We start from the raw sequence: 13,712 nt of genomic DNA, 5'->3' as shown, positions 1-13,712 counted from the left end.
GTTCGGAACAAACAGATGAGGTGGACGGCACAGTTGCGTCCCCTCCACAAAGCAGTGAGGAAATTATGACCCGCGCCGATGTCGGAGGTTCTCGCGAAAGCAGTGAATCTTTGTTAACCCAGGGCCAGGGAGCAACCCACGCCAGCGCCGCCACGGCCGGCCTGGAAGGGGCGGCCCTGCATTCACGCCTGGTGCAGCGCCTGCGGCGCCGCTACGCCGATGAGCTGGCGCTGCTGCCGCCCGGCCCGCCCACGGCCCAAAGCTTGCGCCAGGGGTTGGATCGCCTGTTCGCCCAGGGCCACGACGCCAGCGCCGCGCTGCGCATCCTGCGCCAGCTGGTGATGGAGCGCCTGGTGGTGCTGGACTGCGAGCAGGCAGCGCCGCTGGAGGTGGTCACCGGCGCCGTCACCCGGCTGGCCGAGCTGGCACTCGACACCGCCTGCCGCACCGCCTTTGCGCAGCTGGACGAGCGCCACGGCGCGCCGATGACCGAGGCCGGCCAGCGCGCCGAGCTGTGGGTGATCGGCATGGGCAAGCTGGGCGCGCGCGAGCTGAATGTGTCGTCCGACATCGACCTGATCTACATCTACGACGACGACGGCGAAACCACCGGCCGCGACGACGGGCGCGGCCAGATCACGGTGCAGGAATACTTCACCCGCGCGGTCAAGACCATCTACACCCTGGTGGGCGACACCACCGAACACGGCTTTGTCTTTCGCGTCGACCTGGCGCTGCGGCCCAACGGCAATTCCGGCCCCACCGTGTGTTCGCTCGACGCGCTGGAGGAATACCTCTTGGTGCAGGGCCGCGAATGGGAGCGCTTTGCCTGGATGAAAAGCCGCGCCGTGGCGCCCCGCGCGGCCATTGAAGACGGCTCGGCCCAAGCCCTGCGCGGCGTGGTGCTGCCCTTCGTGTTCCGCCGCTACCTGGACTACAGCGTCTTTGAATCGCTGCGCACGCTGCACCAGCAGATCCGCGACCACGCCAGCAAGCGCAGCGCCGGTCGGCCCGAGCGCGCCAACGACGTGAAGCTGTCGCGCGGCGGCATCCGAGAGATCGAATTCACCGTGCAGCTGCTGCAGGTGGTGCGCGGCGGCCAGTTCCCCGAATTGCGCACACGCCCCACGCTGGAAGCGCTGCAGCGCCTGTCGCGCGCCGGGCTGATGCCCGCCGACACCGCCGACGGCCTGGCGCGGGCCTACGTGTTCCTGCGCCGCGTCGAGCACCGCATCCAGTACCTGGACGACCAGCAGACCCACATGCTGCCCACGGCCGACGCCGACCTCGACTGGATCGCCCGCACCATGGGCTGCGACGGTACCTGCGCCTTCCTGAGCGAGCTGGACATGCACCGCGAATTCGTCGCCGAGGAATTCGATCGCCTGCTGGGCAACGACGGCCAGTGCAAGGGCTGCCAGAAGAAACCGCCGGCGCCGGGGCGCACCTGCGCCACCGAGTCGCCCGCGCAGATGCGCCCCGGCGCCGGCCTGGAAGGCTTGGCCGCGCTGTTTCCCCCCGACATGCGGGCCCGCCTGGCCGAATGGACCGAGCAGGCGCGCGTGCAGGCCTTGCGCGACGCCGCCCGCCAGCGCCTGTGGCGGCTGATGGAGCGCACCGCGCAGTGGCTGGCCGAAGGCCGCACCACCGAGGCCAGCGTGCTGCGCCTGCTCGACTGGATCGAGCCGCTGCTGCGCCGCGACACCTACCTGGCGCTGCTGCTGGAGCGCCCCGCCGTGCACGAACGCCTGCTGCGTGTGCTGGGCGCCGCGCGCTGGCCCGCCCGCTACGTGATGCAGCATCCCGGCGTGATCGACGAGCTGGCCAGCCCCGCGCTGCTGAGCGACCGGTTCGACCCCGCCGCCTTCGAGCGCGAGCTGGAATGGCGCCGCGAATCGCTGGCCAGCACCGGCGAGGACGATGAGGAAACCCTGCTGAACCTGCTGCGCCGCGGCCACCACGCCGAGGTGTTCCGCACCCTGGTGCGCGACCTGGAAGGGCGCATCACCGTCGAGCAGGTGGCCGACGACCTCTCGGCCCTGGCCGACGCCGTGCTGCGCGTCACCCTGCGCTGGTGCTGGCCGCTGCTGCGCCAGAAGCACCGCCACGCGCCCCGCTTGGGCATCGTCGCCTACGGCAAGCTGGGCGGCAAAGAACTGGGCTACGGCAGCGACCTGGATCTGGTCTTCGTCTTTGACGACGACGACGAGCGCGCCCCCGAAATCTACGGCGCGCTGGTGCGCAAGCTGATCAACTGGCTGACGGTGAAGACCGGCGAAGGCGACCTGTTCGAGATCGACACCGCGCTGCGGCCCAACGGCAGCTCTGGCCTGCTGGTCACCAGCTTCGAGTCGTACGCCGACTACCAGGAAAACCGCGGCAGCAACACCGCCTGGACCTGGGAGCACCAGGCGATGACCCGGGCAAGGATGGTGCCCCCACGCTGCCCGGCTGCGCCTGGTTCGCTGCCCCCCGAGGGGGTGCTCGCCGCCTTGGGGCGGCCCGGCGTCGGCTCGGAGGTGCCCCCACGCTGCCCGGCTGCGCCTGGTTCGCTGCCCCCCAACGCCTCACCTGCCGCGCTCGAAGCCCACACAGATGCCGACGCGCTGGTCGAGCGCTTCAACGCCGTGCGCCACGCCGTGGTCACCGCGCCGCGCGACCGTGCCTCGCTCAAGGCCGAGATCGTGGGCATGCGCGACCGCATGCGCCGCGCGCACCCGGTGCGCGATGGGCTGTTCGACGTCAAGCATAGCCCGGGCGGCATGGTCGACGCCGAATTCGCCACGCAGTACCTGGTGCTGGCCCACAGCGCCGACCACCCCGCGCTGGAGCCCAACCTGGGCAACATCTCCCTCCTGCGCCGCGCCGAAGAAGCGGGCCTGCTGCCCCCGGGCGTGGGCGAGCAGGCGGGCGATGCCTACCGCGAACTGCGCCGCGCCCAGCACCGTGCGCGCCTGGACGAGCAGCCCACCCAGTTGCCGCCCGAAGCCGCCGCCACCGAATGCGCGGCCATCCTGCGGCTGTGGCATACGGTTTTTGAGTGAAACAGGCCGCTAGCGCACGCGGCACCAGCGCTGACAGCTATGTTTATTGCAGCACACCCGCCCTCGTCCGCAGCCTGAAGCGGGAGGAGCCGCGCTGCGCCGCCTGCCACGGCGCGCGCCAACCGCGCCGCAAGAGGCCCCGCTGGGGCGCCCAGGCGGCGCCGGCTCGTCGGCAATCCCCCCACGCGGCGCGGTGGCGCCCGTCATCCGTCACGGTGGGCGTGGTTTAATTTCGCCCACCTGCCGTGGCGGTGCTGTGCGCCGCCGCAGCGCCGTCCGCCCAGCCGTGATCTGCCATGGCGCGCCACCCGCTCTGCGCGGTGCCCCATCCGCCAGCTCAGCAAGGCGCCCGTTCGCATTGGGTGGTGCGGCCAGCTTGCCCTTTGGCCCACCGCGAATCGCCCCCGGCACATTCTTTATGCGCGCTGCCTTCGACCGGCTTTCAGCAACAGACTTCTTTCCGCCCCGCACCGCGCGGCCCTGGCGCCCGCTTGCGTGCGCCGGTATCGCCCCGGCGCTCTTCGCCGCGGCCGCGCTGGCCCTCACGGGCTGCGCCGCCACCCCGCCGCAGCCCGCGCCGCCACTGGCCCAGTTGGCCCCCGCGCAGTGGGTGGCGCCGCTGCCGCACGGCGGCTCGGCCGCGCAACTGGCCGACTGGTGGCGCCAGCCGGGGGTAGACGCCGCCCTGGCCGACCTGGTGGAAGCCGCCCTGGCCGACGCGCCCACGGTGGCCGCTGCTCAGGCGCGGGTGGATGCCGCGCGCGCCCAGCTGGGCAGCCAGCGCGCAGGCCTCATGCCGCGCCTGGACGGCGCCGCCAGCGCCAGCCGCGGCAACAACAGCGGCATCGCCAGCGGTAGCGGCGGCGCGCAGGACGTGAGCCGCGCCCCCATCGTCACCACCTTGCAGGCGGGCCTGCAGGCGCAGTGGGAGATCGACCTGTTTGGCCGCCAGCGCCGCCTGGTGGAAGCCGCCCGCGCCCGCGTGGACGGCGCCGATGCGCTGGCCCAGTCGGCCCGCGTATCGCTGGTGGCCGACGTGGCCGCCACGTACCACGGCCTGCGCCTGTGCCAGTCGATGCTGGCCACCACCACGGCGGACGCGGCCTCGCGCGGCGAAACGGCGCGGCTGGCGCGCATCAGCCGCGACGCGGGCTTCACCGCGCCCGCCACCGCGGCCCTGGCCGACGCCAGCGCCGCCGACGGCCGTTCGCGCGTGGTGCAGCAGCGCGCGGCCTGCGACACGCAGCGCAAGGCGCTGGTCGCGCTGACCGGCGTGACTGAATCCACCATAGAGCAAAAAATGGCCGTAGCGCAGTTGCCACCAGCGCCGACAGCTCTTTTTTCAATAGCAGAACTACCCGCCGACACCCTGCGCCAGCGCCCCGACGTGTGGGCCGCCGAGCGCAGCCTGCTGGCCGCGCGCGCCGAGATCGACGCCGCCGACGCCGCGCGCTGGCCCGCGCTCAGCCTGGGCGGCAACATCGCAGCGCTGCAGCTGCGCTCGGGCGGGCAGCACGCCAACCTCACCACCTGGACGTTCGGCCCGCTGCAGCTGGCGCTGCCGATCTGGGACGGGGGCCGCATCGCCGCCAACCAGGCCGCCGCGCGCGCCGCCTACGACGAAGCGGTGGCCAACTACCAAAGCCAGGTGCGCCAGGCCGTGCGCGAAGTCGAAACCGCGCTGACCGACGGCGCCGCCGCCCGCGAGCGCGAGCCCGATGCGCGCGCCGCCGTCGCCGGTTTCCGCCAGCAGTTCGACGCCATGCAGGCCATGTACCGCCAGGGCATGGCCAGCCTGCCCGATCTTGAAGAAGCGCGCCGCACGTTGCTGAACGCCGAGATCGCGCTGAACCAGGTGCTGCACGACCGCGACGCCGCTGGCGTGGCCCTGTACCGCGCTGCGGGGGGCGGCTGGGCCCCGCCTGCGGACGCAGGTGACTCTGCAACCAGCGTGCCTGGCGGCGCCCACGCCGCAGCCGCCGCACCCCGCACCGCCAAAGCGCCATGACGCCCGCACGCCCCCCAACACTTCGCCTGAAAGCCCGCTGCATGCCCTTGCCCCGCCCGACTCAGCCGACCTTTGCCCCCGTCGCCGCGCTGGCGCTGGTGGCCTGCGCCGCCCTGCTCAGCGCCTGCGGCGGCAAGGACGACAGCGCCGCCAAGGCGTCGGCCCCCGCGGGCGCTGCAGCCCCGGCCAACGGCGCCAGTGCGCCGCGCGCGGCGCTCACGGTGACCGCCGCCGCGCCGCAGCGGGTGGAATGGGCACGCGAGCTGGCCGCCAACGGCAACATCGCCGCCTGGCAAGAAGCCAGCATTGGCGCCGACGTGGCGGGCCTGCGCCTGAAGGAATTGCGCGCCAACGTGGGCGACCGCGTCAAGAAAGGCCAGGTGCTGGCCACCTTTGACGCCGCACCCGTGCAGCAGGATCAGGCGCAGGCGCGCGCCAGCCTGGCCGAGGCCGAAGCCGCCTACGCCGACGCGCGCGGCAACGCCGAACGCGCCCGCGCCGTGCAGGCCAGCGGCGCACTCAGCCAGCAGCAGATCAACCAGTATTCGACTGCCGAGAAAACCGCCCGCGCCCGCGTGGAAGCGGCCAAGGCCGTGGTCGCCAGCCAGAACCTGCGCGTGCGCAACACGCAGGTGGTGGCGCCGGACGATGGCGTGATCTCCGCGCGCGCGGCCACCGTGGGCCAGGTGGTGGGCGCGGGCACCGAGCTGTTCCAGATGGTGCGGCAAGGCCGCCTGGAATGGCGCGCCGAGGTGATGGCCGAAGACCTGCCCGCCATCCGCCCCGGCCAGCGCACGCAGATCGAGCTGCCCGGCCGCAGCGCCGATGGCACGCCCGGCGCCGGCACGGTGGTCACGGGCACCGTGCGCCAGCTGGCGCCCACGGTGGACGCGCGCACCCGCTACGCGCTGGTGTACGTGGATCTGCCAGCCGGATCGCCCGCGCGCGCGGGCATGTTCGCGCGCGGGCGCTTCGACATCGGCACCGCCGCCGCGCTGACGGTGCCGCAGGACTCGGTGGTGATGCGCGACGGCTTTGCCAACGTGCTGCTGCTGGGTGACGACGGGCGCGTGCGCCTGCAGCGCGTGGACACCGGCCGCATCGCCGACGGGCGCGTGGAAATCACCACCGCGCTGCCGGCCAACGCGCGCGTGGTGGTGCGCGGCGCGGGCTTTCTGAACGACGGCGACCGCGTCACGGTGGTGGACGATACGCCAGCTGCGTCCGCGCCAGCGAATGCGCCCACGTCCGCAGCTTCTACATCAAAACCGCGTCCAGCGCCCTCTGCACCAGCGCAGGCAGCTAGCAAATAAGTAGCAAATGGCCCTGCGAAAGCCGCCCCGAAGCCTCGCCCGCCGATGGCCCAGCCCGCCTCACAGGATGGCCACACCATGAATTTTTCCGCCTGGTCGATCCGCAACCCGGTGCCGACGCTGATGCTGTTCGTGCTGCTCACGCTGGGGGGGCTGTTCGCCTTTCACCAGATGAAGGTGCAGAACTTTCCGGACATCGAAATGCCGATGGTCACCGTGGTCGCGGCGCTGCCGGGCGCCACGCCGGGCCAGCTGGAAAACGAGGTGGCCCGCAAGATCGAGAACAGCCTGGCCACAGTGCAAGGCGTCAAGCACATCACCAGCAACATCGTGGATGGCGCCGTCACCATCCTGGTGGAATTCCAGCTGGAGAAAAACCTGCAAGAGGCGCAGGACGACGTGCGCTCGGCCGTCGCGCGCGTGCGCAGCGATTTGCCCACCGATCTGCAGGAACCCATCGTCGCCAAGCTGGACCTGGCGGCGCAGCCCATGCTGGCCTACACCGTGTCGTCCGACCGCATGGACGCGGCCGACCTGTCCTGGTTCGTCGACAACGACGTGGCCAAGCGCCTGCTGGCCATCCCCGGCGTGGGTGCGGTCAACCGCGTGGGCGGCGCCACGCGGCAGGTGCACGTCGATCTGGACCCGGCGCGCCTGCAGGGCCTGGGCCTGACGGCGGCCGATGTGTCGCGCCAACTGCGCCAGGTGCAGATGGAAAGCGCGGGCGGCCGTGTGGACCTGGGCCAGGGCGAGCAGCCCGTGCGCACGCTGGCCACCGTGGGCAGCGCCAGCGAGTTGCGCGCGCTGCCGATCGCGCTGCCCGACGGGCGCAGCGTGCGCCTGGATCAGGTGGCCACGGTGGGCGACACGGTGGCCGACCCGCGCTCTGCCGCGCTGCTGAACGGCAAGCCGGTGGTGGGCTTTGAAGTGGCGCGCAGCCGCGGCGCCAGCGAGGTGGAAATCGGCAAGGGCGTGCGCGCGGCCATCGCGCAGCTGGGCACGGCGCACCCGGATATGCACTTCACCGAGGCCTTCGACTTCGTCACGCCGGTGGAAGAGGAATACCACGCGTCGCTAAAGATGCTGGGCGAAGGCGCGCTGCTGGCCGTGGTGGTGGTGTGGCTGTTTCTGCGCAATGGGCGCGCCACCTTCGTGGCGGCGGTGGCACTGCCCATGTCGATCTTGCCGGCGCTGATCGGCATGTACCTGTTCGGCTTCACGATCAACATCGTGTCGCTGCTGGCGCTGTCGCTGGTGGTGGGCATTCTGGTGGACGACGCCATCGTCGAGGTGGAAAACATCGTGCGCCACCAGGGCATGGGCAAATCGCCCTACCAGGCGGCGATGGAGGCAGCCGACGAAATCGGCCTGGCCGTGATCGCCACCACGTTCACGCTGATCGCGGTGTTTCTGCCCACCGCCTTCATGACCGGCGTGGTGGGCAAGTTCTTCAAGCAGTTCGGCTGGACGGCCGCGCTGGCGGTGTTCGCCAGCCTGGTGGTGGCGCGGATGCTCACGCCCATGATGGCCGCCTACCTGATGAAGCCGCCCAAGCAAGAGGCGAAAGACCCGCGCTGGCTGCAGGTGTACAGCCGCTGGGCCGCGTGGTGCGTGCACCACCGCCTGATCACCATGGTGGCGGCGTCGCTGTTCTTCATCGGGTCGCTGGCACTGATCCCGCTGCTGCCCACGGGCTTCATTCCGCCGGACGACAACTCGCAAACGCAGGTCTACATCGAGTTGCCACCGGGCAGCACGCTGGCCAAGACCGCGCGCGTGGCCGAGGAAACGCGCCAGCGCCTGCTGGGCAACGAATACGTCAAGAGCGTGTACACCACCATCGGCGGCGGATCGGCCGGTGGCGACCCGTTCGCCAGCGCCAACGCCGACGTGCGCAAGGCCACGCTGACCATCCAGCTGTCGCCACGCGGTGAAAGGCCCGTGAAGCAAAAGATCGAGGCCGACCTGCGCGCGCGCCTGGCCTCGCTGCCCGGCGTGCGCACCAAGGTGGGCCTGGGCGGATCGGGCGAGAAATACATCCTGGTGCTGCAAGGCGACGACCCGCACGCGCTGACGCAGGCGGCCCGCGCCGTAGAGGCCGACTTGCGCACCCTGCCCGGCCTGGGCAGCATCACCAGCACCGCCAGCCTGGTGCGGCCCGAGATTGCGGTGAAGCCCGACTTCAACCGCGCCGCCGACCTGGGCGTGACCAGCGCCGCCATCGCCGACACGCTGCGCGTGGCCACGCTGGGCGACTACGATGCGCAGCTGCCCAAGCTGAACCTGGCGCAGCGGCAGATTCCGATCGTGGTGCGCCTGGACGACGAGGCCCGCCAGAACCTGGATGTGCTGTCGCGCCTGCACGTGCCCGGCGCCAAGGGCCCGGTGCCGCTGGGGCAAGTGGCCACGCTGAGCTACAGCGGCGGCCCGGCCGTCATCAACCGCTACGACCGCGCCCGCAACGTCAACCTGGAGGTAGAGCTGTCGGGCCAGGCGCTGGGCGACGTGACCGCCAAGGTGAAGGAGCTGCCGTCGATGCGCAACCTGCCCGCCGGCGTGCGCACCGTGGAGGTGGGCGACGCCGAGGTGATGGGCGAGCTGTTCCTGGGCTTCGGCCTGGCGATGCTGACGGGCATTCTGTGCATCTACATCGTGCTGGTGCTGCTGTTCCACCACGTGCTGCACCCGGTGACCATTCTGGCGGCGCTGCCGCTGTCGCTGGGCGGGGCGTTCGTGGCGCTGCTGATTGCGGGCAAGTCGTTCTCGATGCCCTCGCTGATCGGGCTGATCATGCTGATGGGTGTGGCCACGAAGAACTCGATCCTGCTGGTGGAATACGCCATCCTGGCGCGGCGCGAGCGCGGCATGAACCGCTTTGACGCACTGATGGACGCCTGCCACAAACGCGCGCGCCCCATCATCATGACCACGCTGGCCATGGGCGCGGGCATGCTGCCCATCGCCATCGGCTGGGGCGCGGCCGACCCGAGCTTTCGTTCGCCCATGGCGGTGGCGGTGATCGGCGGGCTGATCACCTCCACCTTCCTCAGCCTGCTGGTGATTCCTGCGGTGTACACCTACGTGGACGACATCGCCGCCTGGTTTGGCAAGCAATATCGGCGGCATGCGCACGTCCAGCCTGCGCCAACAGCTCCTGAAACAGGAGCAACCAGCGGATCGGGGCACTGATGCGGCGCACCTTCTATTGGCCGCTGCTGTGCGGCCTGCTGATTCTGCTCAGCGTCGCGGTGTGGCTGGCCGGTGTGGCGGGGCACGTCGTGCCGGACCGTTGGATGTGGCACCACGACCTGTGGCGCACGCAACCCTGGACGCTGTGGACCGCGCCGCTGCTGCACTTCCTGTGGCCGCACCTGCTGGGCAACGCGCTGGCGCTGGTGGCCCTGGCGGTGCTGGGCACGGCGCTGAAGGCCACGCCGCGCGACGCGCTGGCGCTGGGGCTGACCTGGCCGCTGGGCACCCTGGCGCTGATGCTGTGGCCGGCGGTGGGCGGGTTCTACGGCCTGTCGGGCCTGGTGCACGCGGCGGCAGCCATCGTGGCGCTGCGGGCGCTGGCCGATCCGCCGCTGCGCTGGCTGGGCCTGCTGGTGGGCGGCGGCCTGATGATCAAGCTGGCCATTGAGCGCGGCTGGGCGGTGCCCGTCGCTTTCGACAGCGCCTGGGGTTTCAACGTGGTGCTGGCCGCGCACCTGGCCAGCGCCAGCGTGGGCGCGGGCATGCTGCTGCTGCTGGAGCCACTTGCGCAGCGCCGAGTGGCACGCCACCGGGAACTATTAAGTTGATAGCTACCAGCGCTTACCAGACAAGCGCCAGGCAGCAAAAAGGCTTGAAATCCAGCGCTGCGGCCGCGCCACGCCACCCGGTGCCCGGGGGCGCTGCCCATCAGGGCGCGCGCAACCCGCCGGCGGTTCGCGGCAAGCGAGCGCCGCCAGCGCTTCAGCGGCCCTGGCGCCGCATCTGGCGCAGCCCGGCGACGGCCGCCAGCAGGCTGAGCAGCAGCAGCCCCCATTCGCCCAGCGTCGGCACCCCGGTCACGCCGCCGCTGCCCGGCGCGAGCACGGTGGCGCTGGCGTTGTTGTTGCTGGACACCTGATCACCCGTGGCGCTGACCACCGCCGTGGCCGTGGCCGCGCCGCCGGTGTAGCCGGCCGGCACGTCGAGGGTGATGGCAAAGGGCTGGCTGGCCCCCGGCGCGAGGTTGGTCACGGTGCAGGTGATCTGGTTGGGCGCCGTCAGCGTGCAGCCCGCCGGCAGCGTGGCGCCCGGAGGCAACACCAGCCCGGGCGGCAGGGTGAACACCGCCTGGCCGCTCATGGCGTTGGTGCCCTCGTTCTTCACCGTCATGGTGAAGGTGATCGGCGTGCCGGGCGTGAGCGCCGGCGCGCTGGGCGTTAGCGTCACCGAGAGGTCGTTGGCGATGGGGTCGCGCCGCGTGGTGGTGAACTCCACCGTGGCGTTGTTGGTGGTCTGCGCCTCGGGCTCATCAACGGCGACGGTGACGCGGTTGTAGTGCGGCGCCGAGTAGGCCGCCGGGTCGGTGATGGCGCTGGCCTGCATGCGATAGCGTACCGTGATGACTTCGTTGACGTCGATGCCGGCGAAGGTGCAGGCGAGCACCCCCGTGGTCGCACCCAGCGCGGGTTCGGTGCAGGTGCCACCGGCCGGTGTCACCGTGAGGCCGCCGCGGTAGGCGAACACCGCGCCCGAGTTGCCGCCGCTTGGGAAGCTGTCGGTCATCACCAGGTTGTGCGCGTACGACGGACCGAGGTTGCGCATCGTGATCACGTACTCGGTGTCGGTGCCCAGCGGAATCGGGTCGACCGTGTCGGCCTTGGTCACCGTGATGTCGGCCAGCGCCGCCGTCACGGCCGTGGTCGCCTGGGCGCTGTTGTTGCCGCTGTTGGACTCGGTGGTCGCGGTGGTGATGTTGACGGTGTTGACGATGTTGCTGCCCTGCGCCGCCGGCAGCGGGCGCACGCGCACCGTCACCGTGTACTGCGTGCCGGGCGGGATGCTGGGCCACTCGCAGGCCAGGGTCTGGCCGGCGGAGCCGACGGCGGGCACGGTGGGGCAGCTGCCACCGCCCGAGGGCGTGCCGGCGCTCAGAAAGTGGGTGTTGGGCGGCATCACGTCGGTGATGCGCACCGTCGCGGCGGTGGACGGACCATCGTTGATGGCGGTCAGCACGTAGGTCAGCGGCTCGCCCACCTTGATCGTTGCCGGCGCGCTCTTGGTCACGCGCACGTCAACGCGGGGGCTAACCACGCTGGTAACGTTGGCGGTGTTGTTGGGTTGTTCGGTGTCGCCGACGTCGGCCGAGCGCGCGATGGCGGTGTTGGTCCGGTTGAGGTCGGCGGAGGTGGTATTCGCCGGCTTGACGACGACGGTCACCGTCGCGCTGGCCCCGTTGGCCAGCGTACCCAGGTTGCAGTTGATGTTGGCCGTGGTGACGTTGAGCGGAAACGGGCCCGCGGGCTGTGAGCAGGCGCCTTGGCTAGGCGTCACGCTCTGCACGCCACCGGTGGCCAGAAGGTTGGCCACGGTGTCGTTGACACCGACGTTGGTGGCCGGGTCAGGCCCGTCGTTGCGCACGGTGATGACGTAGGTCAGGTTATCGCCCGCGAATACCGTGCCCGAGGCGGTCTTGCTGGCAACCAGATCGGCCGTGGTGGTGGAGGTGGTCACGCCACTGCTGGCGCAGCTGTTCCCGGTGTTGCCGGTGGGGTCGGTGGGGCCGGCGCCGCTGAGCGCCACGCAGGCGGTGTTGGTGAGGGCGCCGTTGACGGTGTTGACGACGGGCACGGCGAAAGCGACGCTGCCGCCCACGGCCAACGGGCCGGTGCGGGTGCAGGTCAGATCAAACGGGCCCGCCCGCGGCAACCCGGTGTTCGGCGTACAGGTCCAGCCGGCCGTGGTGACAGGCGCGCGCATGGTGATGCCCGCGGGAATGCTGTCGGTCACCGTCAGCGTCTGCCCGGCCGCCACCGGCACCGGGCCGTCATTGCGCACGCGCACCGTGAAGTTGTAGTTCTGGCCGACGGTGACGGGGTTGATGCTGGCGCTCTTGGTGGTGATCAGGTCGGCCTTGTTGCTGACGTCCACCGTCGCCGTGCCGCTGTCGTTGCTGGCGTTGGCGTCGCCCGGCACCGCCACGGTGGCGGTGTTGGCGACGCCGTTGGCCTCGGTGTTGGGGGTGGCCACCAACTGAATGGCGGGGAGGTTGCTGAAGTTCGAACCGGTGTACGGGCCGGGGTACGTACAGCTCAACACGGGCGCGGCGTAATTGCAGACCCAGGGCGCCGGCGCGCTGTGGCTGACGTAGGTGAGCGTGGCCGGCAACGTATCGGTGACGGTGATCACCTCGCCGGTACCGCTGGCCGGCGCGGCGCCACCTTGGTAGCGCGGCGTGATGGTGTAGGTGACCGGCTGGCCCAGCGCCACGGTGCCGCTGGGGCTGGCGGTCTTGGCCACACTCATGTCGGTGCCGGCCAAGGCGGTGACGCTCACCACGCGCGTGTTGTTGGTCAGCTCGCCGTCGGGGAAGGTGGAGCCGACGTTAAAGCTGCCCGAGACGGTACCCACGGTGCGGGCCACGGCGGGCACCGTGATGGCGGCAAACGCCGCGCCGGACGCCAGGGCATCGGTGCGGGTGCAGGTGATGGTGCCCGTGGTCAGCGGATAGCCGGTGGCGGGCGTGCAGGTCCAGCCCGGGCCCGCCGGGCGCGCCGTGATGGCGGCGCCGGTCGGCACGGCAAACGTCACCGTGGTGGTCTCGCCGGCCGGCAAGGCATTGGGGCCGGCGTTGTTCACGCCCAGGGTGTAGGTATAGGGCGCGCCGGCGGCAATGCCCGCGCCAGGTGCCGACGTGCTGGCCGTGAGCACGAGGTCGGCCGCGGCGGTGGCGGTGGCGAAGCGCGACAGGCGGTTGTTGTCTGGCGTCGGATCCGGCGTGGCGCTGCTCACGCTGACCACGTTGTTCCACACGCCGGGCGTGGGCAGGCGCACCTGCACCGCCACCGTGACCGACGCACCGTTGTTCAGGCTGGGCCAGTTGCAGGTGAAGGTGGCGGCCGGGGTGCCGCAACTGCCGCCGCCCGAGGGCATGGCCGACAGCACCGTGGCGCCGGCATCCATGGTGTCGCTCAGCACCACCGCCGTCGCCGCGTTGGGACCGTTGTTGGTCACCGTGACGTTGTAGGTGACCACGCCGCCGGCCGGCAGCGCGGCTGGCGCAGGGACCTGGTTGACCAGCAGATCGGCCGACTGCGCCAGGGCTTGCCCCCCGGCGCCGAGCGCGCACAGGCCCAATAGACCCACAAGCCATGGTCG

The 13,712-nt window shown here is 71.2% G+C and carries 6 protein-coding genes; 5 read left to right on the top strand and 1 reads right to left on the bottom strand.

Annotation, left to right across the window (positions count from 1 at the left end; translation table 11 throughout):
• Positions 1-65 precede the first annotated feature (65 nt).
• From glnE to C6570_RS03835, 5 genes are all read left to right on the top strand, one after another.
• Positions 66-3,044: a bifunctional [glutamate--ammonia ligase]-adenylyl-L-tyrosine phosphorylase/[glutamate--ammonia-ligase] adenylyltransferase gene (gene glnE, locus C6570_RS03855; protein ID WP_106702044.1), complete on the top strand. Its 2,979-nt coding sequence runs from the start codon at positions 66-68 to the stop codon at positions 3,042-3,044.
• A 418-nt stretch (positions 3,045-3,462) separates the two neighbouring features.
• Positions 3,463-5,052 carry an efflux transporter outer membrane subunit gene (locus tag C6570_RS03850; protein WP_106702043.1) on the top strand — a complete coding sequence of 530 codons (1,590 nt, stop codon included), beginning with the start codon at positions 3,463-3,465 and terminating at the stop codon, positions 5,050-5,052.
• Between the two features lie 41 nt (positions 5,053-5,093).
• On the top strand, positions 5,094-6,365 hold the full coding sequence (locus C6570_RS03845) for an efflux RND transporter periplasmic adaptor subunit (protein ID WP_106702042.1): 1,272 nt from the start codon (positions 5,094-5,096) through the stop codon (positions 6,363-6,365).
• Positions 6,366-6,443: 78 nt separating this feature from the next.
• Positions 6,444-9,554 carry an efflux RND transporter permease subunit gene (locus C6570_RS03840; RefSeq protein ID WP_106704502.1) on the top strand — a complete coding sequence of 1,037 codons (3,111 nt, stop codon included), beginning with the start codon at positions 6,444-6,446 and terminating at the stop codon, positions 9,552-9,554.
• Positions 9,554-10,165, top strand: coding sequence for a rhomboid family intramembrane serine protease (locus C6570_RS03835; protein WP_106702041.1), 612 nt, complete (start codon positions 9,554-9,556; stop codon positions 10,163-10,165). Before C6570_RS03840 ends, C6570_RS03835 begins: the two co-directional genes overlap by 1 nt.
• Before the next feature lie 154 nt (positions 10,166-10,319).
• On the opposite strand, the gene C6570_RS03830 is transcribed toward C6570_RS03835, so the two are convergent.
• Positions 10,320-13,700 (bottom strand): IPTL-CTERM sorting domain-containing protein, encoded by a 3,381-nt coding sequence (locus C6570_RS03830; protein ID WP_164675483.1) that lies wholly within the window; start codon positions 13,698-13,700, stop codon positions 10,320-10,322.
• Positions 13,701-13,712: the final 12 nt, after the last annotated feature.

Source organism: Ottowia oryzae (assembly GCF_003008535.1).
In the GTDB taxonomy this organism is placed as follows: Bacteria; Pseudomonadota; Gammaproteobacteria; order Burkholderiales; family Burkholderiaceae_C; genus Ottowia; species Ottowia oryzae.
The sequence above is the reverse complement of the archived record's forward strand: the minus strand, read 5'-3'. Positions and strand labels throughout refer to the sequence as shown.

Coding starts and splice junctions, on each gene's coding strand:
- C6570_RS03835 (WP_106702041.1), top strand. CDS start 9,554: ATGCGGCGCACCTTCTATTGGCCGCTGCTGTGCGGCCTGCTGATTCTG.
- C6570_RS03840 (WP_106704502.1), top strand. CDS start 6,444: ATGAATTTTTCCGCCTGGTCGATCCGCAACCCGGTGCCGACGCTGATG.
- C6570_RS03845 (WP_106702042.1), top strand. CDS start 5,094: ATGCCCTTGCCCCGCCCGACTCAGCCGACCTTTGCCCCCGTCGCCGCG.
- glnE (WP_106702044.1), top strand. CDS start 66: ATGACCCGCGCCGATGTCGGAGGTTCTCGCGAAAGCAGTGAATCTTTG.
- C6570_RS03850 (WP_106702043.1), top strand. CDS start 3,463: ATGCGCGCTGCCTTCGACCGGCTTTCAGCAACAGACTTCTTTCCGCCC.